Source organism: Chryseobacterium sp. 22543, assembly GCF_052044565.1.
Taxonomy (GTDB): Bacteria; Bacteroidota; Bacteroidia; order Flavobacteriales; family Weeksellaceae; genus Chryseobacterium.
The window spans coordinates 708275-734974 of record NZ_JBQENH010000002.1 but is presented as its reverse complement, the minus strand read 5'-3'; the positions used below and the strand labels follow the sequence as shown (position 1 = coordinate 734974).

General features: G+C 36.4%; 26 protein-coding genes. 15 read left to right on the top strand and 11 right to left on the bottom strand.

Annotated features, from left to right (window positions below; all coding sequences use genetic code 11):
- Positions 1–106: 106 nt before the first annotated feature.
- The 4 genes from ACTJIP_RS09115 to ACTJIP_RS09100 all read right to left on the bottom strand — a co-directional run bounded on the left by ACTJIP_RS09115 (position 107) and on the right by ACTJIP_RS09100 (position 4414).
- On the bottom strand, positions 107–1054 hold the full coding sequence (locus ACTJIP_RS09115) for an alpha/beta fold hydrolase (protein ID WP_440704462.1): 948 nt from the start codon (positions 1052–1054) through the stop codon (positions 107–109).
- A 152-nt stretch (positions 1055–1206) separates the two neighbouring features.
- Positions 1207–1605, bottom strand: a complete 399-nt coding sequence (locus tag ACTJIP_RS09110; RefSeq protein ID WP_440704461.1) for an ACT domain-containing protein — start codon at positions 1603–1605, stop codon at positions 1207–1209.
- Positions 1606–2076: 471 nt separating this feature from the next.
- Positions 2077–2730 carry a response regulator gene (locus ACTJIP_RS09105; RefSeq protein ID WP_175627210.1) on the bottom strand — a complete coding sequence of 218 codons (654 nt, stop codon included), beginning with the start codon at positions 2728–2730 and terminating at the stop codon, positions 2077–2079.
- Positions 2708–4414, bottom strand: a complete 1707-nt coding sequence (locus tag ACTJIP_RS09100) for a sensor histidine kinase (RefSeq protein ID WP_257468872.1) — start codon at positions 4412–4414, stop codon at positions 2708–2710. Before ACTJIP_RS09100 ends, ACTJIP_RS09105 begins: the two co-directional genes overlap by 23 nt.
- Before the next feature lie 716 nt (positions 4415–5130).
- Between ACTJIP_RS09100 and ACTJIP_RS09095 the strand changes: the two genes are divergently transcribed.
- The 8 genes from ACTJIP_RS09095 (at position 5131) to ACTJIP_RS09060 (ending at position 13966) form a co-directional block, all read left to right on the top strand.
- Positions 5131–6318 carry an FAD-dependent oxidoreductase gene (locus ACTJIP_RS09095; protein ID WP_440704460.1) on the top strand — a complete coding sequence of 396 codons (1188 nt, stop codon included), beginning with the start codon at positions 5131–5133 and terminating at the stop codon, positions 6316–6318.
- Positions 6319–6332: 14 nt separating this feature from the next.
- Positions 6333–8102 (top strand): flavin monoamine oxidase family protein, encoded by a 1770-nt coding sequence (locus ACTJIP_RS09090; protein ID WP_440704459.1) that lies wholly within the window; start codon positions 6333–6335, stop codon positions 8100–8102.
- Positions 8103–8379: 277 nt separating this feature from the next.
- Entirely contained in the window at positions 8380–9201 is an 822-nt protein-coding gene (panB, locus tag ACTJIP_RS09085; RefSeq protein WP_440704458.1) for a 3-methyl-2-oxobutanoate hydroxymethyltransferase, read from the top strand.
- 17 nt (positions 9202–9218) lie between these two features.
- On the top strand, positions 9219–10181 hold the full coding sequence (locus tag ACTJIP_RS09080) for a bifunctional helix-turn-helix transcriptional regulator/GNAT family N-acetyltransferase (protein ID WP_077414788.1): 963 nt from the start codon (positions 9219–9221) through the stop codon (positions 10179–10181).
- Positions 10182–10184: 3 nt separating this feature from the next.
- The gene (locus ACTJIP_RS09075; RefSeq protein WP_077414790.1) at positions 10185–10595 is read left to right on the top strand and encodes a DUF2000 domain-containing protein; all 411 of its coding nucleotides are present in this window, start codon (positions 10185–10187) and stop codon (positions 10593–10595) included.
- A gap of 12 nt (positions 10596–10607) precedes the next feature.
- The gene (locus ACTJIP_RS09070; RefSeq protein ID WP_077414792.1) at positions 10608–11009 is read left to right on the top strand and encodes a PaaI family thioesterase; all 402 of its coding nucleotides are present in this window, start codon (positions 10608–10610) and stop codon (positions 11007–11009) included.
- Positions 11010–11302: 293 nt separating this feature from the next.
- The gene (locus tag ACTJIP_RS09065; protein ID WP_426480151.1) at positions 11303–12442 is read left to right on the top strand and encodes a vWA domain-containing protein; all 1140 of its coding nucleotides are present in this window, start codon (positions 11303–11305) and stop codon (positions 12440–12442) included.
- A gap of 69 nt (positions 12443–12511) precedes the next feature.
- Complete coding sequence (locus tag ACTJIP_RS09060; RefSeq protein WP_440704457.1) at positions 12512–13966, top strand: sigma 54-interacting transcriptional regulator; 1455 nt, start codon at positions 12512–12514, stop codon at positions 13964–13966.
- Positions 13967–14096: 130 nt separating this feature from the next.
- Here ACTJIP_RS09060 and ACTJIP_RS09055 read toward each other — a convergent pair whose 3' ends face one another.
- On the bottom strand, positions 14097–14504 hold the full coding sequence (locus tag ACTJIP_RS09055) for a YybH family protein (RefSeq protein ID WP_077414798.1): 408 nt from the start codon (positions 14502–14504) through the stop codon (positions 14097–14099).
- 1 nt (position 14505) lies between these two features.
- Positions 14506–14754 (bottom strand): hypothetical protein, encoded by a 249-nt coding sequence (locus tag ACTJIP_RS09050; protein ID WP_077414800.1) that lies wholly within the window; start codon positions 14752–14754, stop codon positions 14506–14508.
- Between the two features lie 168 nt (positions 14755–14922).
- Here ACTJIP_RS09050 and ACTJIP_RS09045 point away from each other — a divergent pair, with 168 nt between their 5' ends.
- The 7 genes from ACTJIP_RS09045 to arsB all read left to right on the top strand — a co-directional run bounded on the left by ACTJIP_RS09045 (position 14923) and on the right by arsB (position 20801).
- Entirely contained in the window at positions 14923–15747 is an 825-nt protein-coding gene (locus ACTJIP_RS09045) for an AraC family transcriptional regulator (protein ID WP_440704456.1), read from the top strand.
- A gap of 69 nt (positions 15748–15816) precedes the next feature.
- Complete coding sequence (locus ACTJIP_RS09040) at positions 15817–16938, top strand: agmatine deiminase family protein (RefSeq protein WP_077414804.1); 1122 nt, start codon at positions 15817–15819, stop codon at positions 16936–16938.
- Positions 16939–17136: 198 nt separating this feature from the next.
- Entirely contained in the window at positions 17137–18081 is a 945-nt protein-coding gene (locus ACTJIP_RS09035) for an MBL fold metallo-hydrolase (protein ID WP_440704455.1), read from the top strand.
- Between the two features lie 183 nt (positions 18082–18264).
- Complete coding sequence (locus tag ACTJIP_RS09030; RefSeq protein WP_047384082.1) at positions 18265–18594, top strand: ArsR/SmtB family transcription factor; 330 nt, start codon at positions 18265–18267, stop codon at positions 18592–18594.
- A 62-nt stretch (positions 18595–18656) separates the two neighbouring features.
- Complete coding sequence (locus ACTJIP_RS09025) at positions 18657–19130, top strand: DUF6428 family protein (protein WP_077414806.1); 474 nt, start codon at positions 18657–18659, stop codon at positions 19128–19130.
- A gap of 22 nt (positions 19131–19152) precedes the next feature.
- Positions 19153–19764: a protein-tyrosine-phosphatase gene (locus ACTJIP_RS09020; protein ID WP_077414808.1), complete on the top strand. Its 612-nt coding sequence runs from the start codon at positions 19153–19155 to the stop codon at positions 19762–19764.
- A gap of 2 nt (positions 19765–19766) precedes the next feature.
- Positions 19767–20801: an ACR3 family arsenite efflux transporter gene (arsB, locus tag ACTJIP_RS09015; protein ID WP_077414810.1), complete on the top strand. Its 1035-nt coding sequence runs from the start codon at positions 19767–19769 to the stop codon at positions 20799–20801.
- Between the two features lie 96 nt (positions 20802–20897).
- Here the strand turns inward: arsB and ACTJIP_RS09010 are convergent, their stop codons facing one another.
- The 5 genes from ACTJIP_RS09010 to ACTJIP_RS08990 all read right to left on the bottom strand — a co-directional run bounded on the left by ACTJIP_RS09010 (position 20898) and on the right by ACTJIP_RS08990 (position 26358).
- Positions 20898–21560 (bottom strand): hypothetical protein, encoded by a 663-nt coding sequence (locus ACTJIP_RS09010; protein ID WP_077414812.1) that lies wholly within the window; start codon positions 21558–21560, stop codon positions 20898–20900.
- 38 nt (positions 21561–21598) lie between these two features.
- Complete coding sequence (locus tag ACTJIP_RS09005) at positions 21599–22366, bottom strand: helix-turn-helix transcriptional regulator (protein ID WP_440704454.1); 768 nt, start codon at positions 22364–22366, stop codon at positions 21599–21601.
- Between the two features lie 711 nt (positions 22367–23077).
- A complete protein-coding gene (locus ACTJIP_RS09000) occupies positions 23078–23863 on the bottom strand; it encodes a hypothetical protein (protein WP_440704453.1) in 786 nt (261 codons plus the stop codon).
- Positions 23853–25004: an AAA family ATPase gene (locus ACTJIP_RS08995; protein ID WP_440704452.1), complete on the bottom strand. Its 1152-nt coding sequence runs from the start codon at positions 25002–25004 to the stop codon at positions 23853–23855. Before ACTJIP_RS08995 ends, ACTJIP_RS09000 begins: the two co-directional genes overlap by 11 nt.
- On the bottom strand, positions 24991–26358 hold the full coding sequence (locus ACTJIP_RS08990; protein ID WP_440704451.1) for a DUF262 domain-containing protein: 1368 nt from the start codon (positions 26356–26358) through the stop codon (positions 24991–24993). The genes ACTJIP_RS08995 and ACTJIP_RS08990 overlap by 14 nt, the downstream gene beginning before the upstream one ends.
- Positions 26359–26700 lie beyond the last annotated feature (342 nt).

Genomic DNA, 26700 nt, shown 5'->3' with positions numbered 1-26700 from the left:
CGAAGGAAGAATCTTATTAGTAACCGAACATATTAGATTCTTCACTCCATTTCATTTCATTCAGAATGACACTTTTGAGACAGTCTCTTTTTGTTATAATTAAAATCTATTTCCCGAGGAACTCAATTGCTTTCCCTACAAAAGTATCATGGTATTGATAGAAAGAAGCATGTCCTGAATCCGGGAAAATCACCAATTCTGCCTGATCTAAATTCTGCGCCATATTTTTAGCATTCTGAACAGACACCGGAAGGTCATTTTCACCATGAACAATCAGTACTGGGTTCTTGATCTTTTGTATTTCTGTAAGAGCATCAGCGTTAGGTTGAGCCCAGGCCAGTACGGCAGTAAATTGCGAGTTAGAAGTAGCATCATTTAACGGAAGGTCTCTGTCTGTAGTACGAAGCTGAACTCTTGCAAAAGATGCTTTTCCTTCTGCAATACTTTGAGCCGATTCTGTAAATCCAAATTTTAGATAGGAAGCTTCCGGGCTTAATCCGGCTGTTCCTGCAATAATATTAGGTAGATTAGACAACCCGATTGCCCCCTGCGGACCTGTTCCGGTTAAAATCACTTTATTAATCAGTGAAGGATGGGTCAGTACGATTCTCTGAGCAATAAACCCACCCATGGAAAATCCCATGATATTCACTTTGTTCAGGTTCAATGCATTGATAAAATCGACAGCATCATCAGCCATTGCCTGAACGGTATTGGGAGTAATTCCCTTTGAAGAAGCAACTCCTTTATTGTCGAAGATAATTACTTTGTATTTCTTTGCCAGTCCATCCGTCACGGCAGGATCCCAATCGTCCATTGACCCACCCAATCCCGGCAGAAGCACCAATGGAATTCCATCTTCTTTTCCTAAAACACGGTATGCAATGGCATTTCCTTTAACGTTTATGAATTGGGTTTTGGCAGTTTGGTGGTTTCTGTTTTGTACCTCCTGTACCGTGGGAGGCTCATTTTCTTCAGTGCAGGAAACTGTCATTACGGTAAAAAGAGTTAAGCATAATAGGCTAACGGCTGAGATTTTTCTGATTGCTTTCATTGTAGTTTTGTTTGATTATGGTGCAAACATAAAACACAAAAACAGGCAGAACACTCAAAAGCTTTCTCAACAGGGCATTTTAGGAATTCGATTAGACATTTTTGAAGGTGAAAATGATAAGTGGAAAGTGTAAGATCATTTTTTGAAACTTCTTAAACCATTTTCAATGCATGAAGAGCTTTCATTGCTTTTTCAGCATCTTCTTTTGCAATAAAAATATGATCATGAAAATAAGCAGCAACTACATTACAACTGATATTTTCCTGTTTCAGGGCATTTGCAAAGGCCACAGTGAGCCCTACAGCTTCCAGGGAAGAATGAATATTCAGAGTAATCCATGAAGCAATATAACTGTAGATCATACTCCATTCATTTGCCGTCTCTTTTTTCAAAACAACAGTAACCGCTTCAGTTTCCCGAAAGAAAAACAAAACCTTGTCTATATCCGGTATCTCACTCAGGTTTTCAACAGTACAAAATACATATTCTCCGGCATTTAATACCGATTCCATGTTCTGAAGCAGAACAGCCAAATCTTTTTCTCCTGTCATCTTTTTGAATGCAAAACTAAGATATACATGACAGCATCTGCTTATCAAATGATAAAAAACAAAAAAGAAGGCTGTGTGCCTCCTTTTTGTTTTGTAATTGTAACCGTCAACTGAACCTCTTTATATGTATTTGTGTTTTTTTCATTTGGCCTTTTAAGAAGCCCAATTAAGGTTATTCATCACTCAATTAATTTCATCAGTGTTTTATTAATTTCATCATTTGTGTCTTTATAACTATCATTTATTAATTATATAGTTATAATCATTTGTTGTTTTTTGTATGAAATTTAAAATTTGAATAAGCATTTTTGATTTACTCTTTTCATTACTTAAATCTCACAGTACAAAGGAACAACATTACAAAATAAAATCCTCTATAAACCCCATCGATACATCTCGACCCTCTTATAGATATTTATCGATAAAATTAAATTCTCTGACAATAAGAAGTGAAAAATATCCTAAAGACTGCTATAGTTTATGATGTGTTTTAATGAGATCCACCAGCTCAACCATGTTCTCTATCTTCAGTTTTTCAAAGATATTTTTTTTGATTGTGCTTACTGTATTCTGTTTGATATTCAAGCTGTTTGAAATTTCCAGGTTTCCATATCCTTCGGCATAAAGTTCTGCAATCTGCAGTTCCCGTTTGGTCAGACTGTTGAGAGGGCTTATCAGATCCGGATTGTAAACAAGCTGCACCAATAGATTCCTTAAAAGACCAGAAAAATACTCTCCCTTCTCTATAAAAGTTGTGATAGCTTCCCTTACCTCTTCCTCTTCACTCATTTTGCTCAGGTAGCCGTTAGCGCCCGCTTTGATAAATTTAAGGCCATGCAGTTCCTCTTCAAGTCCAGTAAAAATTAAAACTTTAAGATCAGGATTTACACTTTTCATCTGAGGCAGAATATGCAGACTGTTTCCGTCCGGGAAATGTGCGTCAATGATGGCCATCTCAACCCCTTTTGATTCTATCAGCTCCAATACCTGATGTAAGGATGATGTCTGAAACACTTTAGCGTTGGGAACAATATCACTGATAACAATTTCCATTCCCTGGCGCACAATGCTGTGATCGTCTGCCAGCAGGAAAATAATCTCTTTATTTTGAATTGATGTTTCCATTATTATTACTATTTAAGTTGATCCTGAATGTCACTTTCGTTCCTTTGTGCAGTTTACTTTCCACCGATATATCACCATCGAAAAGCTCTACGATTTCCTTTACCAGGTTAAGACCAAGTCCTGCTCCCAGATTATCTACCTCATCAGATACCATTCCCTGATAGTAAGGATCAAAAATTTTACCCAAATCAGATTCTGATATCCCCACTCCGGTATCTCCTACCGTGGTAATTAAGGAAATTTGGTTTTCTCCTATAGATTCTGTAGCCATCACGAGATCAATCTGTCCGTTTTCTGTAAACTTATTGGCATTCCCCAGAATATTCATAAAAATCTGGTTGATTCTTATATTATCAGAATATACCACCAGCTCTTCAGGAATTCTGTCTGTTACCACAAACCTGTTATTTCTGGTTTCCAGATAAGGAGTAATTACCTTCACAATAGAACTGATCTCATCTTTAAGATTGAAAACTGATTTTATAAGTTCTTTTTCAGCATTCTCATTTTTTGTGTATTCCAGAATCTGGTTAGATTGCAGAAGCAGAGTACTGTTGGTAAACTTGATAGATTTAAGATAATCCTTTATTGTTTCATCCTCTGTAGTTCTGTGAATCTTATCTATAAAAATATTGATGATTTTTAACGGAGATCTGAGATCGTGGCTCAACATTCCCAGAATTCTGTTTTTAAAATTAAGGTTCTTTTTAATCTCTTTATTAGCGGCATCCAGTTTTTGTTCATAAATAAATGCCATTCTTGTAAAATACATGATCAGAATGGATACAATAAACATAAGAATCATCAATCCCAATACCAGATACGTTCTAATCCTGTTATTATTAGAACTCTGCTCGTTATATTCTTTTTCCAGTTCAGTTTTAAAATCTTTGATAGCATTTTCGTACACTTCTATTAAGCCGTTACTATACACCAGCAGTTTACTGAAATTGCTGTAAAACTGTAGGTTGCTCTTCTGTTTTTGGGCAGCAAGCATCTGTACTTTCTTTACTTCAGCAGCATAATGCTTATCCATAGACTTTATTGTGTTGTCCATTTTAGATTTAACCTGAGAAAGATCCAGCGTTTTGTTGTTGGTCATTGTGATCACCGTACTTTCTTTCTGAACATCCACTTTCCCTGTTACAGCATCTTTTAAACGGCCAAAAAAACCTTTCTTTTTAACAGTGTCTGCATAGGTGCGGGTTTGAATCTTGAAATCTTCAAAATCATTTTTATATTTGGTAGGTTCATACTGCTTATCCTCAATTTTTGACGGTGGATTAAGAGAAGTCTGGTATACTGAGTCTATCAATGTTTTCAGTTTCGCCGTTTTCAGGGTGTCCTGCCTGTGAACTGCCAGATTTTTTTTCAACCTCGGACTTGTATTTTCATATTCACCAATCTTATCGAAATTGATTTTAAGTTTTCTCAACGACTGAAAATATAACTGCAGTTCTTTATTATTCTGAGTAGCCATATATTTCTGAAGATGTTCCTGGGCATCCAGAAAATCTTTCCTCGAATTATCTGTCAGTCCACCCAATGCACGGCTTTCCTCAAGCTGATCTTTAATAAATTTCAGCTTCTTCCCGTTGACAAATTCGTTATAAAAAAATATGGCGATGATGACCTGTATCAATAAAATACAGAGGATCAATGAGTAATGAACGAGTTTTCTCAATTTAAAATTTAAGAATTTATATTTCATATTTCTTTATCAGTTAAATTAATTTCCTGACTATATAAGTCCATGAGATATTAGCCTTCAACAATATACCATTATTTTCAACAATTTCGTAATAGCCGTATATCATCTAACTTGCAAAGTTAAATTAATTTTTGTCTTCTTATAATAATGAATATTTGACAAAACCCACAGAATTTAATTTTTTTCTATATCAAAACGCCATATAAATATTCAGTTTTATTTACGTAAAACCATTTTTTTATATCAATTGCAAAAAATTAGAGCTCAGTAAAATATTCTGTATCTGCCTATTTTATTGTATCTAGCGAATAACAAATAATCAATAACGTGTGAAAAAACAATAGATACCCAATCATTATTTCAGTCATTTTGAAAGATCAGGGCTCCATTGCTGAACACGTTTGTATACCATTAAGTATTTCTACTAGATACCACAATTGGTCATTTACACTCTAAGAACATATATTCTCTTCTTTGTTACTTTGAAATGCTTATTAATAGTGACAATATTCAATGGAAAACCAGAATATGCACATGTACCGGCAGATTCGTCTCTATACTTAATCTATCGCAGCAGATGGGACACAGAGATTATTGAAGATCAGTAGTGGTGGTACATTCCTTCATTTTGATGTCTTTACTTTTCTGTATCTCTTCAATACGATTATAAAAAATAAAAACAATAACCTATGATTACAGAAAACTACGACGTAATTGTCATTGGCGGAGGAGCAATAGGCCTTGCAACGGCCTACCATCTCGGCCAGCGCCAGGCCAAGACGTTGGTATTGGAACAATACACCTTTGTGAATCAGCTGGGCAGCTCTGCGGGGGTATCCCGTCAGTTCCGGATTCCCTATCCGGATGAATATATGGTACAAATGGCTTTGGATTCCGAACCTTATTGGGATGAGCTTCAAAAAAAGACAGATACTCAATTGCTTGATAAAGTAGGCACACTCTGGTTTGGTGATCCTGAAGTACATTCCACCGAAGGAAATATTACTGAAGCAGAAAAAGCTTTGGAGGGCCTAGGGGTTTCCTATACCAACTTAACTTCAAAGGAGATTGAAGAACAATATCATTTCAAAAACCTGCCGGACAATTATGTAGGACTGTTTCAGCCTGATGGGGCCAGCATTAATTTTAAAGCAACTATTGAAACGCTTCTAAGTCTTTGCCAGAAAGAAGAAACCGTAGAGCTCAGAGAAGATTCTCCTGTGCTTGAGATCAAACAAAATGGTGAACTTTTTGAGCTTACCACTCCCAACGGAATTTATATCGCCAAAAAACTGGCCATTATTCCCGGACCATATATAAACAGTGTTATCAACCTACTTGATTTTAAAATAGAAGCTACCTACTGGAATATGTCTTCTGCTTATTTCAAAAAGACTGATCCTGCAATACAATACCCAACCTGGTTTGTGTTCCAGAATGCAACGGGAGATAACGGCAATCAGTTTTACGGTTTTCCTTCTGTTGAATGGGACCATCCGGAATATATCCGCGTAGCACCGGATTTTGTCATCGAGCCTTTGGAGGAACCCAATGACAGAACATTGATTCCGAACCCGAAGGAACTCGCCTATACTTCCCAATGGATACAAAACCATATGACGGGTCTGAATATTGAACCGGAATATACTTCAACATGTCTTATCGCTTTGAGCACAATTCCCAATAAAGAATTACTGATTGATTTTGCTCCTTCTTATGTCCCCAATCATAAAAACATTGTGATTTATGCCACAGGATGGGCCGCAAAATTCACCCCTTTCTTAGGTAAAATCATGTCTGATCTTGCATTAGACGGACATACCAATTTTGACATTACTCCATTCCGATTAGGATATAAATATTTCTTAGCACTTTAAAAAATTATAAAACCATGAATCAAAAAAACGTAAATAAAAATACACCGCTGTATCCGGGAATGCAGCCCGATCTGAAAGTAGAAGTAGCCATTATTGGTGCCGGAACTTCCGGACTCTATACAGCTTTCCGTTTGGTAACCGATAATAAGTATAAGGCTCACGAAGTACAGGTCTTCGATATGAGTAACAGATTGGGCGGAAGACTGGAATCCGTAGTCATGCCGGGAATGAATTTCTGGGGTGAGCTTGGAGGAATGCGTTACCTGACTTCTCAGGAAATTGTAACCACATTGATAGAGGGTTATCCATTGAAAGAGGATCCAAACAAAAGAACACCTGTATTAAAAGATAAGATGACCCCTGTTGAGTTCCCTATGGGTGAACCGGAAAAACTTCTGATGTACATCAGAAAAGAACGTTTCAAACAAAATGCATGGACAGAAGAACAGAAACACGATAACAAACTGATTACCCGTTATTATCTGAATGAAGGGGATGAAGGCTTCAGCTCTGACCAGCTATTTAATAAAATCATTTACAATGTTTTAATGTCAGATGCATGGGTCGCAGAAAACTATAAAGAACTGATCATTGCAGATCCTAATGGTTATGATTACTCTTTCAAACTGACCAGCAGAGACTGGGATGCCGTCAAACCAAGAATGGTTTACAATTTCCCGGGTTCCCCTTATGACAAACGTCTGGTAAATGATATCGGTTTCTGGAATTTAATCAAGGACCAGGTTTCTCAGGAAGGTTATGAGTTTTTGGCCAATGCCGGAGGATATTATTCCAATACCATCAACTGGAATTCTGCTGAGGCATTTCCGTATATGGTAGGAGATTTTTCTGCCGATACTACCTACAAAACCATTGAAGAGGGATATGACAGCATTGCTTATGCAATAGCCAACACTTATATGGAACATGAAGGAGCACGTATCTGGTCTGAAAATAAACTGATTACCTTCACCAAAGACCACCATTTGATCCATACTCATAAATATGAACTTACTTTCCTGAATATACAAAGCAATACAACCTGGAAAGTGTATGCCAATTCCATAGTATTGGGTATGCCAAGAAAATCTCTTGAACTTCTGGATCAGAATAATTTCTTTTTCGATGCTAACAGACATCAGAAACTGAATGAAAATATCCGTTCTATTATTATGGAGCCTGCATTTAAAATCCTGACGGGCTTTGACCGTCCTTGGTGGAGAGATCTTGATATTTATTCCGGGCATTCTATTACGGACTTACCTATGAGACAATGCTACTATTTCGGTACTGATGCTGAGAATAATAATTCAATGCTGCTGGGAAGTTACGGTGATATGGAAACGGAAACTTTCTGGAAAGCGCTTTCTGATGACAAAGTTCTTTTCAAAGTAAGAGCGAACAAGTCTACATCCATGGAAGAATTACACAAATTTGATGATGTTCAGGCCACTGAGTTCATGGTCAACGAATTGATAAACCAATTGAAAGAATTACATGGTATAGATATTCCACAACCTTATGTAACCTATTTCAGAGACTGGACAGACGATCCTTATGGCGCAGGATATCATGCCTGGAAAGCAGGTTTCTCAGTGAAAGATGTCATGCCTTATATGAGAAAACCACTGGTGGATGAGCAAATCCACATTATCGGGGAAGCCTATTCTGATCAGCAAGGCTGGGTGGAAGGCGCCTTCTGTGAAGCGGAAAAAATGCTTCAGACCCATTTTAAATTAGACTGGCCGTACTGGCTGGATCGTGAATATTATTTAGGATGGTAATCTTGAATATATAATAATAAGTAAGATGATGTGTATCAATAAAGCTCCGGATTATTTCGGAGCTTTATTATTCCTGTATTTACAGTAAATTATTGCTCAGACAATCTTCTGTGGGATCTTTTATGACATTATTTTAAATACAATTAATAATTTTAATTCAATACATTCATCTTGGTAATTATTAATTCATTACATTTATATAACTGGTTATATAATTAGTTATTTTATAATGCTTATATAAAGTACAGGAACTTAGTGTAAAACAAAAAACATAAAAATGTCAGTTCATAAAAAAGAAGATAAGAAAAAGATTACCACGCTTCAATTAAAAAAAATGAAGGAGAAAGGCGAAAAAATAAGTGTTTTGACGGCTTATGATTATACTACTGCGAAGATCATTGATGAAGCAGGAATTGATGTAATCATTGTGGGAGATAGTGCATCCAATACAATGATCGGAAATCCAACGACATTAAGCATCACCTTAGACCAAATGATCTATTATACAAAATCAGTAGTGAATGGTAGCAAAAGAGCGTTGGTGATCGCTGATATGCCATTTGGAACCGTATCTGGAAATCCCTTGAAATCTCTTGATGCAGCTATCCGCATGATGCAGGAAACTGATGCAAATGCTATTAAGATTGAAGGTGGAGCAGAAATCAGGGAGGATGTAAAAAAAATAATTGATGCCGGTATTCCTGTAATGGCTCATTCAGGGTTAATGCCTCAATCTATCAATAAATATGGAACGTATGCTGTAAGAGGAAAAGATGAAGACGAAGCAAAAAAACTGATAGAAGATTGCCATTTAATGGAAGAATTAGGAGCATTTGGAATACTGCTTGAAAAAATACCTGCTGATCTTGCTACTCAAATTTCTCAACAAATATCTATCCCAACAATAGGAATCGGTGCGGGTGTAGGCACAGACGGACAGGTATTGGTTATACAGGATGTAATGGGAATGAACAAAGATTTTTCACCCAAATTTTTAAGGCGTTATGCAGACCTGTATACCGTAATGACAGAAGCTGCACAGCATTATATAGATGATGTAAAAACAATGAATTTCCCTGCCAAAACTGAGAGTTATTAATAAAAAAATATTGAAATATGGACTTATTCAACAGAACAGGTAAAATGGCGTTAGGCAGCAGGCTCCGTTTGCTGACAGCAAAAGTGACCGAAGATGCCACTAAAATTTATGAGTTGTATAATGTAGAAAACTTTTCGCCCAAATGGTTTCCTGTATTTTTTGTATTGCATGAAGAAAGCAATCAAACCATTACTGAGATTGCCGAACAAATTGGACACTCTCAACCTTCAGTAACAAAAATTATCAAGGAAATGCTGAAGGCAGGATTGGTTGAGGATAACCTTAAATCAAGTGATAAGAGAAGAAATATCGTAGGCTTAACTGCGGAAGGTAAACAACTCGCAGAGAAAATGGTAACAATACAATGTGCAGATATAGATCTTGCTATTGACCGGATTATTGAAGAAGCTACACATAATCTCTGGGAAGCCCTTGCAGAATGGGAGCACCTTTTTGAACAGAAATCCTTGCTTTCCAGAGTAAAAGAACAGAAAAAGGCTCGCGAAAGTAAAAATGTAAAGATCGTTGATTATGATCCGAAATACCAATCTGCATTCAAAGCACTTAATGAAGAGTGGATCTCTACTTATTTTGTAATGGAAGATGCCGATTATAAGGCATTGGATAATCCTGAAGAATACATTTTAAATAAAGGAGGAAAGATTCTTGTCGCACTCTATAATGATGAACCGCTTGGGGTCTGCGCTCTTATCAAAATGGATGATCCTGATTATGATTTTGAACTGGCAAAAATGGCCGTTTCCCCAAAGGCACAGGGAAAAAATATAGGCTGGCTGCTGGGACAGGCAATCATCAGCAAAGCAAAAGATTCCGGAGCATCAAAAATATATCTTGAAAGTAATACCCTACTGAAACCCGCCATTAATCTGTATTACAAACTGGGTTTCCAGAAAGTAACCGGACGGTCAACTCCCTATCAGCGCTGTAATATTCAAATGGAATTAAATGTAAACAATTAAAATATGTATGATAAAAAAGTAGCCATCGTTATCAAAGACGACCTGTTACCATGGCAAAAACTTAATGTTGTTTCTTTTTTGGCCGGAAGTATTGCAATCGAATTTCCGGAAACCCACGGTGATAAATTCGTGACAGCTGACCATGAGGAATTTCTGCCTTTTATAAAGCATCCTACCCTTGTCTATAAAGCAGACAGTACAGAAAAGCTTCAAAGGGCATTCCACCGCTCAAGAGACCGTGAGCTGGCCATTGGAATTTATACCCGACAGCTCTTTGATACAAGATCTGGTGAAGAAAATGTTCTTGAAATAGCAAAACATACTTCAGATAATCTGGATCTGGTTGGTATTATCATGTATGGCGAAAATAAAAAGGTAGATAAAGCTTTGGATGGACTAAAATATCATGAATAAAAACCAATCATTATGTACGATAGAATAAAACAGAGTTTTGACAAACAGGGGATCATGAAAACAATTGGTGCCCAATTAGAAGAAGTACAACAAGGACAGGCTAAAATTACCTGCAAGTTTTCTGAACATCTGACCCAGCACAACGGTTTTTTTCATGCAGGCGTTCTGACAACCATTGTAGACAGTGCCTGCGGATATGCCGCTCTAACAACGATGCCCGAAAATTCCAATGTACTGACAGTAGAATTCAAAGTTAATTTTATGAAACCTGCCAATACAGATAAACTTGTGGCCATTGGAAAAGTTCTGCAGACAGGAAGAACACTTACCATTTGTGAGGGTTACGTCTATGATCAAAAAGAGGAAAAGCTCATTGCAAAAATGACAGCCACCATGATAGCCATCCATTCATAAAAATCAATTTTCTCCAATAATTTAAAATGTACAAATCTTTATTTGTACATTTTTTAATATCAATCTATGGTAAAGAATACTTTAGATTTTATTACAACAATACGTTATTATATTCTTATTCCATATCACCACCATTAGTTTTTTCTATTTCTCTGGAGGAATCTTCAAGTGATATTTTCCTAACTTTTCAGTTTGAAACAAAGTAAAGGTATACAGAATACTTCAGGCAGTTTCATTGTATGATCAACTGAAATATTCAAAACCCAATAACAGCAAAACAGCTTCATCATCTTATGACAGATAAAAATTTTAATCCTCAGAAAGGCTTTATATTCAGTAAACATGTGCCGGAGGAAATATCACATTTTGACCGGGTCTTTGATGTTTTCAAAGATTTGCTCACCCATACCTCCGGAGATCTTGAGGAAGCCTTTGAATGGCTTGATATGCTAGATAAGGAATATGACATTTTCGACGAGGAATACACCCTTCAGGATTTTGAAGAAGATTTGAAAAAAAGAGGTTATATCAAAGAGGAAGATCCTGAAGAAGGCAATACCGGAAGTGGAAAAGGTAAAAATATATTAACTCCAAAACTGGAAGCTGCCCTTCGTGAATATGCTTTAGATCAAATATTTGGAAAGCTGAAGAAAAACGGAGCAGGAAATCACCGCACCAGCAAAACAGGAATTGGTGACGAACGCGATGGTGAAAACCGTTCCTTCCAATATGGAGACGATCTAACAGCTGTGAACATGACTGAAAGCTTAAAAAATGCCCAGATCAATAACGGAATTTCAGACCTGCGTCTTACGGAAGACGATCTCATTGTAGAAGAAACCAAACATAAGGCACAAATGAGTACCGTCCTCATGATTGACATCAGCCACTCTATGATCTTATATGGTGAGGACCGTATTACACCAGCGAAAAAGGTTGCCATGGCACTTGTAGAACTGATTAAACGGAAATACCCCAAAGATTCCATTGATATCATCGTTTTTGGAAATGAAGCATGGCCCATCAAGATCAAAGACCTTCCCTATTTAAAAGTAGGGCCTTACCATACCAATACTGTAGCCGGTCTGGAGCTGGCAATGGATATTCTCCGCAGAAAAAGAAATACCAACAAACAGATTTTTATGATCACCGACGGAAAACCGAGCTGCATTCAGCTGCCCAGCGGTGAGTTTTATATGAACAGTTTTGGTCTGGATGAAAAGATTGTTACCCAATGTCTCAACAGAGCAGCACAGGCCAGAAAATTGAAAATCCCCATCACTACTTTTATGATTGCCCAGGACCCCTATCTGCGTCAGTTTGTAGAAGAGTTTACCGCTCAAAACAAAGGAAAAGCATTTCTGACAGGGCTATCAGGTTTAGGACAAATGATCTTCGAGGATTACGAAAAAAACAGAATAAGAAGAATATAGAGGTCGGATTTCAGACTTCATCAAAGCATTACAAGAAAAATCTTACCAGATAATTAGCAGTACAAGAAAATGAAAAACGATATTACATTCAAAGAATTAAAAGATTCCGGTTATACCCATAAAACGATTAATGAGGAAATCCAGGCGAACCTGATTGCAAGAATTAAAGCTAAAGAACCCGTATTTGAAGGACTTTGGGGATATGAAGACACGGTGGTTCCCCAATTGAAAAAAGCCATTCTTGCCGGCCACCACATCAATTTATTGGGATTACGCGGACAGGCAAAAACAAAAATCGCAAGAAGCATGGTCAATCTGCTTGATGAGTATATGCCTATTGTAAAAGGCTCTGAGATCAATGACAGCCCATTCCTGCCCATTTCAAAATTTGCCAAAGATCTCATTGCAGAACTGGGTGATGAAACTCCGATTTCATGGGTACACCGCTCCCATCGTTTCTATGAAAAATTAGCAACTCCGGATGTGAATGTGGCTGATTTAATTGGAGATATAGACCCCATCAAAGCGGCTACTTTAAAATTACCATATTCCGACGAACGTGTTTTGCATTACGGAATGATCCCACGTGCCAACCGTTCTATTTTTGTTTTAAATGAACTTCCGGATTTACAGGCACGCATCCAGGTTTCCCTGTTTAATATTTTGCAGGAAGGTGATATTCAGATCCGTGGTTTCCAGCTGAGAATGCCTCTTGATATTCAGTTTGTTTTCACAGCCAATCCGGAAGATTATACCAACAGAGGAAGTATTGTAACGCCATTGAAAGACAGAATAGGGTCTCAGATTTTCACCCACTATCCAAAAACAATTGCTCTTGCTCGCCAGATTACAGAGCAGGAAGCATTGATTTCTGCTGAAGATAAAGCACAGATACAGATTCCTGACCTGGCGAAAGATCTTTTAGAGGAAGTCGCTTTTGCAGCACGCATCAGTGAATATGTAGATGCAAAAAGTGGTGTGAGTGCCCGTCTGACCATCAGCGCTATGGAAAACTTAATTGCAGCCGCTAAATTACGTTTGATTGAATCCGGAGCTGAGCGAACCACTGTCCGTCTGCTTGATTTTATGTCGATCATTCCATCCATCACAGGAAAAATCGAACTGGTTTACGAAGGAGAACAGGAAGGCGCTGATTATGTTGCCAAAATATTAATTGACAAAGCGGTGATGACCCAATTTGAAAGTCTCTTCCCGCGTATCTCCAAACTGGAAAAAGAAGGGATCAAAACACCTTATACCGACCTGATCAGATGGTTTAATAAAAATCATCTGGAGCTTAATTATAATGATACCGATGAAGAGTTTTATGCTAAACTCGATAAGATTGCTCCTCTGGCAGCCGTGGTGGAAGAAAATACGTCTGAACTGAGTCCGGAAGATCAGAATTTCTGTAAAGAATTAGTATTGTGGGCATTGACTATCAGCAATAAAATTGATAAGTCTGAAAATCAAAATGCCTTTACTTTTGATTCACCTGGAATTGGTCAGTTTTTACGCAATTAAAAATCAGTATCCAATAGATTAAATATAAAAACCTTCAGAACAGTTCTGAAGGTTTTTTATTTGTTTCTGAAAGACTTTGTCCCAACCCTTGTCAAGGTTTGAAACCTTGCCAAGGGTCAGAAATCAGACTTTATACCATATTATCATTTTTAAGTATAGCAGCTCCAAAAGGATTGTCAACCAGCCACAGCCACTCCCCGTTTTCATTTCTTTTCATAATGCACGAAGTATGACCGGTCATGTGTATAGAATGTCCATTCGGAGCAATTCCTGTCATTTCCCACTGATCAACCCACATCGCAAGATCATTCACAACGGTCACATGGGAAACTTCTCCCTGAATATCCAGCTTTAACCTGCAGATTTCATTCATGGCCAATTCTATCTGTTCAAGACCTCTCAGCTCCTTCCCTTCTCTGTCTATATAGACTGCTTCAGGATGAAAACAGCTTAATGCTCCTGCAACATCTCCGTTTTTTATACAATCGCGGAAATAAGCTACTGCACCAGCTTCTGTTTGTCGGTTAAATTCCTGCATTTTATTTCAGATTTCTGGAGTTCAATTCTTCTTCTAATTGTTTCTTGTTTTTATTCCAGCGGCTGGCAATAGAACCTACAAAAAATAATGGCAAAACGGTCAAAAATCCAAAGCCGCCAGTTATAGTGCTATAAATCGAAATACCTACCATTACTCCCAGAAGCACAGCATTGAGAATATTATTGGATTTGATTTCTTTTTTCTTTTCTAATAATTCATGATCTGTTAATTGTGATAATTCTTTTTCCATGGTTTATTTCAAGTTTTTTGGTCGGTTTTTGGTTTTTAAAATGGCAAAAATTTTTATGCTGAAATTTATTTTTACCGAAAGCTAAAATACAATATTGCTAAGACATTTTTTTATTTCTTTTATTTGTAAATTATTTCCAGCTGTTTATTTCTGAAAATTTCAAAGCTTATGGAAGACAACCTGAATTCTATTTACAGAGTTATCAATTTCATGGAAAAGAATTATGACCGGCCTGTTTCTGTAAAGGAACTGGAAGATATCTCACATTATTCTTACCGGAATATCCAGCGTATTTTTAAGTACAGCTGCGGAGAAACAATAGGTGCTTTTCAGCAAAGATTAAAGGTAGAAAATGCTTATAAACGGATTCTTTATACCCAGGAAAATCTCACCTCTATTGCTATTGAAGTAGGTTTTTCCAATATCGCTTCTTTTTCCAAAGCTTTTAAACAGCATTTCGGGATTTCTCCAAAAGCAGCAAGATTAAGTAAGGAAAAACTTTTATGTGAAGACGAGATCATTCCGATAACATCTGATGAACTGCTGGAGCCGGAGATTGTCTATCTTAAATCATTGCAGGTATACTATCAGAGTATTAAAACCTATTATAACAACGAAGAAATTGAAGTACTGTGGGAAAAATTTATGGAAAATAAGTTTCCCGATTCCGGAACAGAATATTTTGGCGTAATAGCAGACGAACCCTTGATTAAAACAGAAATCAACTGCCGGTATGATGCATGTTCTTCTGTACAGTCTATCAACAAAAAGCTGCCTTCAAAAACAATATTCGGAGGGAAATATGCCCGCTTTACCCATACAGGCAGCTATGAAACAATAGACGAAACATATACTAAAATCTATTCTCGCTGGATTTTTAATTCCGGTCTTGAATTTTCACACGCTCCTATCATAGAAAAGTACGAAAGACATGCTGACAATGAAGATAAACAGGAAAATCAGTTAACTTATATTTTACTGCCTTTGAAGTAAGTTGTCAATTTGGGACAAGTTTTCACATTTTTATCGATCTAATTTTGCCCTGTTAAAAATCAACCAATTATGCAAAAAAAGAAAATCATGTCACTGTTATTACCAGCTATTTTACTTTCCTGTTCTCAGACACAATTACCAGAACCTCCAGATACAACAAATCCCGGTGCTGCTGCTTACAAAATGCCTGAAGAATCAGCTCCACACGAAGGAACATGGCTTCAATGGCCTCACCATTATCAGTATGGAACGACTTACCGTAACCGATTGGATGCAACCTGGGTAGCAATGACCAAAGAACTTGTACAAAGTGAAAAAGTTCATATCATTGCTTACGACAGTATAGAAAAAGCTCGTATCACAGGGTTATTAAACAATGCAGGAGTTCCCCTTACCAATATCAATTTCAAGCTTTATCAGACAGATGATTTTTGGGTAAGAGATAATGGCCCCATTTATGTAAAGGATCAAAATGGCCAGCTATACATTCAGGACTGGGGATTTAACGGCTGGGGTAACAAAGCCGATTACAGCAGGTGTAATGCAATTCCTTCAAAAATAGCGACAGACACCAATATACCTAAAATCAACCTCAATTCTGTGATGATCAATGAAGGCGGAAGTGTAGAAATTGACGGAAACGGAGTATTGATGGCCTGTAAAAGTTCCATCCTTAATAACAACAGAAATCCTGGGATGACGCAACAACAGGCAGAAGCTATTTTTACCAAAAACCTAGGCGTAACTAAATTTATCTGGCTGAATGGAAAAGCGGGTCTTGATATCACCGATATGCATATTGACGGTTTTGCCCGATTTGCAAATTCATCTACTATTATCACAATGAATCCTGATGATCTTAACTACTGGCAGGTTCCTGACGGCGACATTGATAAATTATATGATGCTACTGCAAAAAATGGTTCTCCTTACCAGTTTGTAAAAGTTCCGTTAACAAGAAATGATGTGATAACCACTTACGGAAAAAATGTAGGCCGTGCTTCTTACATCAATTATTACATCGCAAACAACCGCGTATTGGTCCCTAATTATAATGATCCGAATGATGCCGTTGCCAACAATATTATCCAACAGCTGTATCCCGGTAAACAGGTTGTTGGAATAGACTGCCGTAATTTATTTGCCAATGGCGGAATGGTACATTGTGTAACGCAGCAGCAACCGCAATAAAATAATTTTCCAAATAGAAAAGTCTGCTGATTGTTCGGCGGGCTTTATTCATTTATAAGACAAAGTATTATCTAGTCAGATTTTAAAATACTTACCCGAATTATGCTCTATTTGTTAATACAACTGAAAGGCAGTCGCCAAAAATAACGTAAATTTGCTCTGTCCATCAAGTAAAGGATGGTTTCCAGTGTAAGTATTATGAAAAAAACAGCAGTTTCTTTATTAGCTCTTCTTCTGAATATTATTTGCCATGCACAAAATTTTGATGTCATTCCCTTAGGGATTTATGGTGGAGAGCAGGAAGACAATTTATCAGCCTATCTGGTAGGCGCTCCGAAAAACAATGCATTTCTCTGCCTTGATGCCGGTACCGTAAATGCAGGAATACGAAAAGCTATTCAACTGAAAAGTCTTGACGGATCTGCAGAAACAGTTCTCAATGATCAGATAAAAGGATATTTTGTATCCCATGGTCATTTGGATCATTTATCAGGGCTTATCATCAATTCTCCGGCAGATTCTAAAAAGGATATTTTCGCTATAGCTCCGGTGATTCAGATTTTACAAAATCACTATTTCATCACGGATACCTGGATTAATTTTGCCGATCAGGGTCAAAAACCTATCCTTGGAAAATACCATTATAATGAACTTCAGGAAGGAACTGAAATCCCGGCTCACAAAACTCCGTTTTTTATAACAGGATATGAACTGAGCCATGTAAATCCTTATAAAAGCAGTGCTGCACTGGTAAGAAGAGATGATCATTATCTTCTTTATCTGGGCGATACAGGTGCTGACCGCATCGAAAAGTCCGACCGTCTTGATCTCCTTTGGAATACTATCGCTCCTCTTGTTAAAAAAAGACAGCTGAACACCATATTAATAGAAGTTTCTTTCCCAAACAGCCAGCCTGAACATCTGCTGTTTGGCCACCTTACTCCTAATCTGTTGATTGAAGAATTAAGCAAACTGAAAGAAAAGACAGGACAAAGCAGCCTTGAAAGCCTCAGTATTGTAATTACCCATAGAAAACCAACTGGTGATAACCCTGAACTTATCAAAAAGGAACTCTTGAAAAACAATCCTTTAAAAGTAAATTATATTTTCCCGGAACAAGGCAAAAAGATTAGTTTACCATAAAACAAATCAAAAGATGAAGCATATCCCTGTTTCATCTTTTTTATTTTCGACATTACAACTTATCAATAATTTTAAATAACTGCAAATCAGATACTTAAAAACAAATCGCTAAAATTAATTAAGTTTTTCATGTTTATCATATTTTAATATCGTAATATTGCAATATTAAAATAAAAAAAAATAATGGGAGTTACTAAAACAGAAATCTATACTGACGAACAAAACAGATTAGCTTCCCTTCTTAAAGTTTTGGGACATCCTGCCAGAATAGCTATTTTACAATATATTATTAATCAAAAGGCATGCATCTGTAATGATTTGGTTGAAGAGCTTGGTTTGGCTCAGGCTACTATCTCGCAACATTTAAAAGAGCTGAAGAATATCGGAATCATCAAAGGTTCAATTGAAGGAAAATCAGTATGCTACTGTATTAATGAAAGTACCTGGAAACAATTTCAAAACGAATTCAACCTGTTTTTTAATCAGGATGTTACGATAAAACAATGCTGTTAAGGCATTTTTTTTGAACAACATAATCGTAATATTGCAATATAACACTAATAAATTTTAATCTAATGAAACTATCCGAAATCAAAAAAATCCTTCCGACACTGGAAAATGTAGAATTTCAATTGGAAAACGGCACTTTTGTACCTGAGCATTTCCATGTAACAGAAGTAGGTCAGATTACAAAAAACTTCATAGATTGTGGCGGTGTAATCCGAAATGAAAAGGCGGTCAACTTTCAGCTATGGGATGCTGATGATTATGAACACCGTCTGAAACCGGGAAAACTGCTGCATATCATTCAACTTTCTGAAGAAAAACTGGGAATAGAAAATTCAGAAATTGAAGTAGAATATCAGGGAGAAACTATCGGTAAATATGATCTGGAATTTAACGGTAAAAATTTTGTCCTGAAAAACAAAACAACAGCCTGTCTTGCTCAGGAAGCATGCGGAATTCCTTCTGAAAAACAAAAGAAAAATCTTTCTGAATTGTCTGCAAACCCAACATCAGCTTGTAATCCGGCTTCAGGCTGCTGCTAATTAAACCTTATAAAATAGATAGATGTATCAAGAATTATTAAACACGGTTCAATCTTTACAATGGGAAAATATAGAGACCAGCAGAAAAGAGATTCTGGAACCATTGATTAGCTACATTCAGCAAAAAGTAAATGAGGGAAAAGAAGTCAATCTGAATTTTATCTGCACGCACAATTCGCGCCGTAGTCATTTGACGCAGGTTTGGGCACAGGCAGCGGCTGCTTTTTTTACGATCCCGGGAGTTCATAGCTACTCCGGAGGTACGGAAACAACGGCATTATTCCCCAAGATAGCAGAAACTTTAGCTGAGCAGGGTTTTACAGTATTCAGTATTGCAATTTCAGATAATCCCATATATGCCATAAAATATGATGACAATACCCTCCCCGTTATAGGTTTTTCAAAAAAATATGACAGTCCTTTCAATCCCGTTTCCGGATTTGCAGCAATTATGACCTGTTCGCAGGCAGATGGCGGATGTCCGTTCATCCCCGGAGCAGAAAAAAGAATTCCTATCACATTTGAAGACCCAAAAGTTTCAGACAACACCCCTGAACAAACAGGTGTATATACAAAGCGAAGCTTACAAATTGCAGAAGAAATGTTCTATGTTTTTTCTAAAATCAAAAAATAATCATGCAGCCAAGATTAAAGTTTCTGGATCGTTATCTCACGTTATGGATATTCATTGCGATGGGTTTTGGGATTTCTTTGGGACATTTGTTTCCTTCTATTCCTAACCTCATCAATTCCCAGTCTGTAGGAACTACCAATATTCCTCTGGCAATAGGACTCATTCTTATGATGTATCCCCCATTGGCAAAAGTTGACTATTCTCTTCTGCCATTGGTATTTAAAGATAAAAAAGTAATTGGGGTTTCTTTATTGCTCAATTGGATTATTGGTCCTACTCTGATGTTCGGTCTCGCGATCCTCTTTTTAAGGAATGAACCTGATTATATGGCAGGTCTGATTCTTATCGGGCTGGCAAGATGTATTGCTATGGTCATCGTCTGGAATGATCTGGCCAAAGGAAACAGAGAATATGCGGCGTTGTTGGTTGCCTTAAACAGTATCTTTCAGGTGTTTACATACAGCTTTATGGTGTGGTTATTTATTAATGTACTGCCCACTCAATTAGGTCTGGCCAATTTCAATGTAAATGTGTCTGTGAAAGATATTACTGAAAGTGTCCTTATATACCTTGGAATTCCTTTTTTAGCGGGTTTTCTCAGTCGTTATTTTCTGATAAAATCTAAAGGAGAGGAATGGTACAACAGAAAATTCATTCCAAAAATATCACCCGTTACGCTGTATGCTTTATTGTTTACAATCATACTGATGTTTAGCCTAAAAGGCTCAAAAATACTGGAACTGCCTGCAGATGTAATTAAAGTAGCGCTCCCCCTGATGATCTATTTTATTCTGATGTTTTTCGTGAGTTTTATGATCAATAAGTCATTAAAAATACCTTATGATAAAAATGCATCTATAGCCTTTACAGCCACCGGAAACAATTTTGAACTGGCCATTGCTGTTGCAATCTCTGTCTTCGGAATCCATTCTCCACAGGCATTTGTAGGAGTGATTGGCCCTTTGGTAGAAGTTCCGGTGCTAATACTTCTTGTAAAAGCAAGTTTATTATTAAAAAAGAAATGGTATCATGATTAATCTGGCAGGAAGAATAATAAAAGCTTCACTAAATTTGTGATGCTTTTATTATTTAATTTTTTCTAACGGGAAACATTCTCATAAATTACTGGATGATTAAATTTCACCAATGGCAGGGCGGCTGTTCTTATCATTTTTTGAATTGGCATACCGGTAAACAAAATACCATGTAATAAGGATCTGAAATAGGATAACTGAAGGTAAAATGAAAGGATATCTGACAAAAGGAGCTAATGTATCCCCGTGTGCCAGCATCATTGGTAGATCAAGGACATTGAATATAATAATTACCCAAAGCAATGCTTTATTTCCTTTAAAATACCACCAGCAGAATATCCCATAGGCAAGTTCAATAATGAAATTCAGAATAGGATAATCTAGAATTCCGAGTCCTAAAACCGGTTTGGCAGAAAAGGGCGAAAGCTGAATATCCTTCTCATGAAAAATCACATCAATGACAACATGAGACAGAACTCCAATAGCAAATGCCAGCGCTAGTTTTCTGTTTTTATACCCCCAGTTGATCACACAAAATGAAAGTACCGCAGCAGCAATTCCTGAAAAAATAGAATGTGAATACGGCAGAAAGTCAAGATGTACCCTACCCCCGGAAATTGAAAAGTGTTCCCAACCCAGATAGTTGAAAAATACCCAGCATACTTCTACAAGCTGTACGGAAACCAACAGCGGGAACAGTGGCAGTTTGGGGTTGTTTTTTTTAATCAACAAAGCTGTTGCAGCATGGTTAATGGCAAACATAATATTAGATTTAGATTATATAGGCAAAGATGCTGCAGCTATTTTATATACGCTTGTATGATTTGGCTATTCTGCAACAACAATGTAGGTGACTGCCCAAACATCCTCCTGAAGGTACGGTTGAAATGTGGAGCATCTGAAAAACCAGATTCCAGAGCCGAATCTGTGAGATTATGGCCATCAAAAATATATTGTAATGCCCTTAAAAGTCTCGCCCACAGAATATACTTCCTCATAGGAATACCCACCTGTTCTGTAAATAAATGAATCAGCCTGCCTGGAGAAAGATAGACTGCAGATGATAAATTCTCAATCTTCAGAGGCTCAATTCCGGGCTGCTTCAGAATCTCCAGAACCTTGACGATCCTTTCATCCATTTCTTTGGTTTCATCAGTATTTGATAGCTTCTGAAGAAATTGAAGTATTGTATTGAAAAGTGGATCAACCGACATATTACTTTCCAGCAGCGGTTTGATATCCTCCAATAATTCTTCCACGGTTGATTCAGGTAATCGTGTGATTTTTTGTCCTGACAAATAAGTTTTTTTAAGACCCGTCCCAATTTTACATTCAGGATCAATATTAATCAATAAGAATGTATTATCATAGGTTCTGCATTCATGCGATTCATCAGAATTAATGACAACAGCCTTATATTTCATAACAGAGCCGGATGATATCACCTCTATTTCATTATCAAGACTTATAGCAATCTGTATTGCATGATGCTCGTGAACAACAGTGTCAATAGCACGGCCAATATAGATAAAGTATCCGGTTGAGAAAAATAATAGGGGTTGTGTCATATAAGCTTAGCCTTATAAGTTTTATACTCAAATATATTTAAATAAAGATGATAAATAAGACCTGCCCTACAAAAATATTATATTTCTATGGAGAAGAAATCACTTTCTGGTACTTCATAATGTGCAGTTCTCCTATTTTGGCTGTTACAAATGATTCTTTGTTGAAATTAGCACAGTGTAATATTAAAATTCATCTTGGAACAAAAAAATAAAAAAGAGATATATGAAAATAAAAAGCCTTGAATCAAATGATTCAAGGCTTTTTTGCGGAGAGTGAGGTACTCGAACCTACCCACCCGATATGCGATGTTTATTGACTTTTTTGTTTGTGATTAAAAAACTGCCACGAATTTGCCACAACTTTTATCACTTATTTAAAAAGTCCTTTTAAGAACTATCATTTCTTGTTTGCGGAGAGTCAGGGATTTGAACCTTGCTTATAAACCCAGTACTGGCGTACATTTGTTTCGAAAAGCTCAAATTTGCCATGAATTTGCCATAACATTTCCTTTATGACCGGTTTTCAGGCACCCGCTCTATATCTTTATCAACCTGCAAATGATTAATGACTTTGATCAAAGAGCAATTATTTCTAATTGTAAAAGTAATAAAATTATCAATATGAAATACTACTAGAATATTCAAATATTAAAAGTTTTTTTAACAAATAATTAGCTTTTTGAAAGATGAGTACTTAAATAAAAGTTTGAATTAAGTATAATAATCATCAGGTAGAATAAACCCCCAATCAGAGAGGGTCTCACAAATTTCTGCTGAAATTCGATCCTTAGAGTTCGCAGTTGGAGCATGTTTCCATGTTCCATCAATGTTAAGAGCATACTCTTTACTACCTATTTTTAAATGTACATGGACCTGTTGACCGTGTATTGCCATTCCTTTAGGATCTTTCTTAGGTGGGTCAAGCCTAAGAATGCCTTCGTTAACCTGATTACGGTCGATTGCCCTATTAATCTGCGCGGCTTCCTTCTTCAATTTTGGCTTATAGTATTTTTTGAAAATTTTAAATGAAAGCTTTTGCTTTTCAAAGTCAAAACTAGAAACATAATCGCCGTGGAATTGTGCATGGCTGTCTTCGTCATAAACTAAGGGATGTGTACATGTACTATCTTCCATCCCAATCAGTGAACAAGCATAATCAGGAAATTCCGCAGAAAAACTTGTCCAGTCATTTGATGAATTAGGAGTTGGACTTCCCATCATGTATGATAATTGCAACAATATCTGAAAATCAGGTTCCATTAGCCAAGAAAAATGACCTTTCAAGATCTCAAATGACATATAACCATTAAAGTACATAAACTGAAATACATTATCCAGATTTTCAGTATTATACATAGTTTCTGGACAATATACATTATCCCCTACTTCACGAGCTTTATCTAAAGCTTTATTATAATTTTGCAAAGCAAGGCTTCGATCTTCTGCTTTATTCTTCCAGCAAAAGGATTCTACATATTGTAGTAGCTTACCCTCCATTTCTTCCTTCTCGTTTTAGTTTGAACAACTCTGCCATATCCTGTCCAACCTGATCAAAGAAGTCTCTGGGAAAACTTTCAAGATCTCCTACTTTACTAATTTTAATCTCTCTTGCTAAGTTTTCATTTTTAGATAATTCTTCAAAAAAATAAATTCCAACATTTTCAGGAAGTAGTGGATTCTCATTCAAAGAAGCTTTTCTGATCCCATTCACGATATGTTCACTATGGGTTTCAACAATAATTCTTACACCGGAAGATGCTACTAAACCCAGAAAAAAACCCATGTTTGATTGGCCTTTTGGGTGGAGATGTGCCTCCGGATTTTCAATAATGAAAATACTATCTTTTTCTGCTATTAACCCATTGACTATAATAGGAAGTGCATAACTAATTCCAAATCCTATATTGGGAGCTAGGATACTGCTTTTGGCCGCACTACTTCGCATTTTTATCTGATATCGATTAAAATCCTGTTCTATTGAGGTAACTCCTGCTGTTCCGGGACATATAAAAGCTAACCAACTATCTACTTGTTGTTGCAAATACGAGCTTTTTGTACTTTTATTTTCTCGTTCATCAGTAATCTTAAAAGATAATCCATGTTTTGAAATTACCTCAGCTGTGTTTTCACCTCTATAATGGCAGTGTGGAAAATCAGTATATAATGAATCTATCCCTAACCTTGGCCCCAACCTTTCGGTGTGGAGGTAATAGAACTTTTGCTTGCGCCAGAAAGGTATTTCTTCTCTTTCTTCTGCTGATTCTAAATTTACCACAACCCTTTCGTTATGCTCTTCTTCACGAGGAAGGTCAATATTAAAAATATCCTGACCTAACTCAATCCGAATATGATTTATCAATTTTGTATTTTCGTTAAAAATGTCATTGATGGTTCCTAAACTTAATAAATATGGTCCATTCAACGGAACTGTTGCATTTTTCCAATTACTACTGGTATAATCTGTACTTTTAGAATCATTACAATTTTTCTCAATAGCACTTCTTAAAAGTAATAGTGCCTGTATAAAACTACTTTTTCCAGTGCCATTGCTTCCTGTGAGAACCGTAATATCTTTTAATTCAAAATATTTATCTTCAAAACATTTAAATCCCGCAATTCTGTAGTTAATAGTCTGCATCCCCTAGGTGTTTTGTTAAAAATAATCCAAAATACTCAAAGCTTACTTCTAAATTCCATTTCCCGTTCGTACCCCAAGTTATTGCACGAAATACATGTTCATTATCTGAAATATAATCAGCCAAATACTCTAACAACCCTTCATATTTAAATTTCATTGTCACAGTCGAATAATCGTACTTGCTAAGAAGCACGGAAAAACTAAGCATCAGAAGTTTGTTGACTGGCGATCTTCGCTGCCTTACAGTTTCTCTGGTAACTTTTCGAAAACAATAGCTGCCAAATAAATGGAAAGCGTTCTTCAAAGCTCGATTATAAACAGTTATACTTTTTCTTAGCTCATCAAGATCGTATTTGTTCAAGTCATCGATAAAGTCATCAAGTGTGCCTTCCATATCTCCATTATAGAAGCCTACTGGATTCTCAACTGAATATTGCTCATCAAAATACAGAAACCTTAATGCTGCTTCTCTTGCATCCATTCTACCATCTTTCACACTATAATCAGTAGCTTTTCCGAAACTTTCAAGGTTTACCATGTCCTTCAATACCATTTGTATCTGCGGTTTAGAAAGACAGTTTCTAATCTCTTGATTATTAAGAGGCTTTCCTCCAGTATTAAGTCTTCTAAAAAGGTCAAATTTTAATTTACTTGGTGAGCGGTAATCAATAACAAAACACATTATTTGTGTCTGTGTAAATTTCCTCAATCTCAAAGGAGACAAAACAGTTTCCAATTCTGAAAAATGCTTGTTATTGCATTCGGAGAGATATTCTAAGTTTGTTAATTTCAGTTCATTGTTCAAAAAAGCTCTTATCGTTGAAAGGCGCTGAAGTCCATCGACTACCGTTAGACGGCCATCTTCATATTGGCTTAAGTAAATGGAAGGCAATGGAAGTCCTAATAACACAGATTCAATAAGCTTACTTTGTCTAGTCTTATCCCATATAAAGTTCCTTTGAAAATCAGGTGTTAATTCAATATCATCGGACTCTATGAGGTCTAAAATTTGTCTAAGTGAAAACGGTTTGTTTTCCACAAAAATATCATCTGGTCCATATCCAGGCTGCTTTAATTGCTCAAAATCTATACTACTATCAAATCCTTGGGCCTTACTTTCCACCCAATCTGAAGATAGACCTGTTAACCGCTCATCGACAATATCATCAGATTCCTCAAAAGGATTATCTCCAACCAGACGTAACAACCCTTCAGTATTTGTCAGAGGAAATTTATATTCATTTTCATCCACAATTGAGTATAAATAAACCTTTGAATTATCATCTTCGATAATTGTAAAAGGAATTTCTCTATCTTTTCCACTAATTGTGAATCTTGCTTCCAGTAAACCCATTGTCTATATTGATCAATATTAAACTACTAAATTTAAACTCATTTTTATTCTCCCTTCTATATTTGTTTGATGGCCAATCAAAAGTTTATAAATATAATTTTTACACTTAACAATTCATTTCTTCTAATTCATAGTAAAACAAATACTATTTATTGATTCTATATTCCGATTATATTACCTATAAGGTGAAAGATCATCTCTTTCAAATTTTCAAATCTATCTGCTAATTTATGTAAAAATAGAAGACAAAATCATTTTTAGTACTTTACGTATAGTGATTTTGAAATTGAATCGGCATCTCAACCTAAAAATTCAACCCGACCCAAGTTATTAAACTTGGTG

Excerpts from the sequence above, each read along its gene's own strand:
- ACTJIP_RS09115 (WP_440704462.1), bottom strand. The coding sequence starts at position 1,054 with ATGAAAGCAATCAGAAAAATCTCAGCCGTTAGCCTATTATGCTTAACT.
- ACTJIP_RS09110 (WP_440704461.1), bottom strand. The coding sequence starts at position 1,605 with ATGACAGGAGAAAAAGATTTGGCTGTTCTGCTTCAGAACATGGAATCG.
- ACTJIP_RS09105 (WP_175627210.1), bottom strand. The coding sequence starts at position 2,730 with ATGGAAACATCAATTCAAAATAAAGAGATTATTTTCCTGCTGGCAGAC.
- ACTJIP_RS09095 (WP_440704460.1), top strand. The coding sequence starts at position 5,131 with ATGATTACAGAAAACTACGACGTAATTGTCATTGGCGGAGGAGCAATA.
- ACTJIP_RS09090 (WP_440704459.1), top strand. The coding sequence starts at position 6,333 with ATGAATCAAAAAAACGTAAATAAAAATACACCGCTGTATCCGGGAATG.
- panB (WP_440704458.1), top strand. The coding sequence starts at position 8,380 with ATGTCAGTTCATAAAAAAGAAGATAAGAAAAAGATTACCACGCTTCAA.
- ACTJIP_RS09080 (WP_077414788.1), top strand. The coding sequence starts at position 9,219 with ATGGACTTATTCAACAGAACAGGTAAAATGGCGTTAGGCAGCAGGCTC.
- ACTJIP_RS09075 (WP_077414790.1), top strand. The coding sequence starts at position 10,185 with ATGTATGATAAAAAAGTAGCCATCGTTATCAAAGACGACCTGTTACCA.
- ACTJIP_RS09070 (WP_077414792.1), top strand. The coding sequence starts at position 10,608 with ATGTACGATAGAATAAAACAGAGTTTTGACAAACAGGGGATCATGAAA.
- ACTJIP_RS09065 (WP_426480151.1), top strand. The coding sequence starts at position 11,303 with ATGACAGATAAAAATTTTAATCCTCAGAAAGGCTTTATATTCAGTAAA.
- ACTJIP_RS09060 (WP_440704457.1), top strand. The coding sequence starts at position 12,512 with ATGAAAAACGATATTACATTCAAAGAATTAAAAGATTCCGGTTATACC.
- ACTJIP_RS09055 (WP_077414798.1), bottom strand. The coding sequence starts at position 14,504 with ATGCAGGAATTTAACCGACAAACAGAAGCTGGTGCAGTAGCTTATTTC.
- ACTJIP_RS09050 (WP_077414800.1), bottom strand. The coding sequence starts at position 14,754 with ATGGAAAAAGAATTATCACAATTAACAGATCATGAATTATTAGAAAAG.
- ACTJIP_RS09045 (WP_440704456.1), top strand. The coding sequence starts at position 14,923 with ATGGAAGACAACCTGAATTCTATTTACAGAGTTATCAATTTCATGGAA.
- ACTJIP_RS09040 (WP_077414804.1), top strand. The coding sequence starts at position 15,817 with ATGCAAAAAAAGAAAATCATGTCACTGTTATTACCAGCTATTTTACTT.
- ACTJIP_RS09035 (WP_440704455.1), top strand. The coding sequence starts at position 17,137 with ATGAAAAAAACAGCAGTTTCTTTATTAGCTCTTCTTCTGAATATTATT.
- ACTJIP_RS09030 (WP_047384082.1), top strand. The coding sequence starts at position 18,265 with ATGGGAGTTACTAAAACAGAAATCTATACTGACGAACAAAACAGATTA.
- ACTJIP_RS09025 (WP_077414806.1), top strand. The coding sequence starts at position 18,657 with ATGAAACTATCCGAAATCAAAAAAATCCTTCCGACACTGGAAAATGTA.
- ACTJIP_RS09020 (WP_077414808.1), top strand. The coding sequence starts at position 19,153 with ATGTATCAAGAATTATTAAACACGGTTCAATCTTTACAATGGGAAAAT.
- arsB (WP_077414810.1), top strand. The coding sequence starts at position 19,767 with ATGCAGCCAAGATTAAAGTTTCTGGATCGTTATCTCACGTTATGGATA.
- ACTJIP_RS09010 (WP_077414812.1), bottom strand. The coding sequence starts at position 21,560 with ATGTTTGCCATTAACCATGCTGCAACAGCTTTGTTGATTAAAAAAAAC.
- ACTJIP_RS09005 (WP_440704454.1), bottom strand. The coding sequence starts at position 22,366 with ATGACACAACCCCTATTATTTTTCTCAACCGGATACTTTATCTATATT.
- ACTJIP_RS09000 (WP_440704453.1), bottom strand. The coding sequence starts at position 23,863 with ATGGAGGGTAAGCTACTACAATATGTAGAATCCTTTTGCTGGAAGAAT.
- ACTJIP_RS08995 (WP_440704452.1), bottom strand. The coding sequence starts at position 25,004 with ATGCAGACTATTAACTACAGAATTGCGGGATTTAAATGTTTTGAAGAT.
- ACTJIP_RS08990 (WP_440704451.1), bottom strand. The coding sequence starts at position 26,358 with ATGGGTTTACTGGAAGCAAGATTCACAATTAGTGGAAAAGATAGAGAA.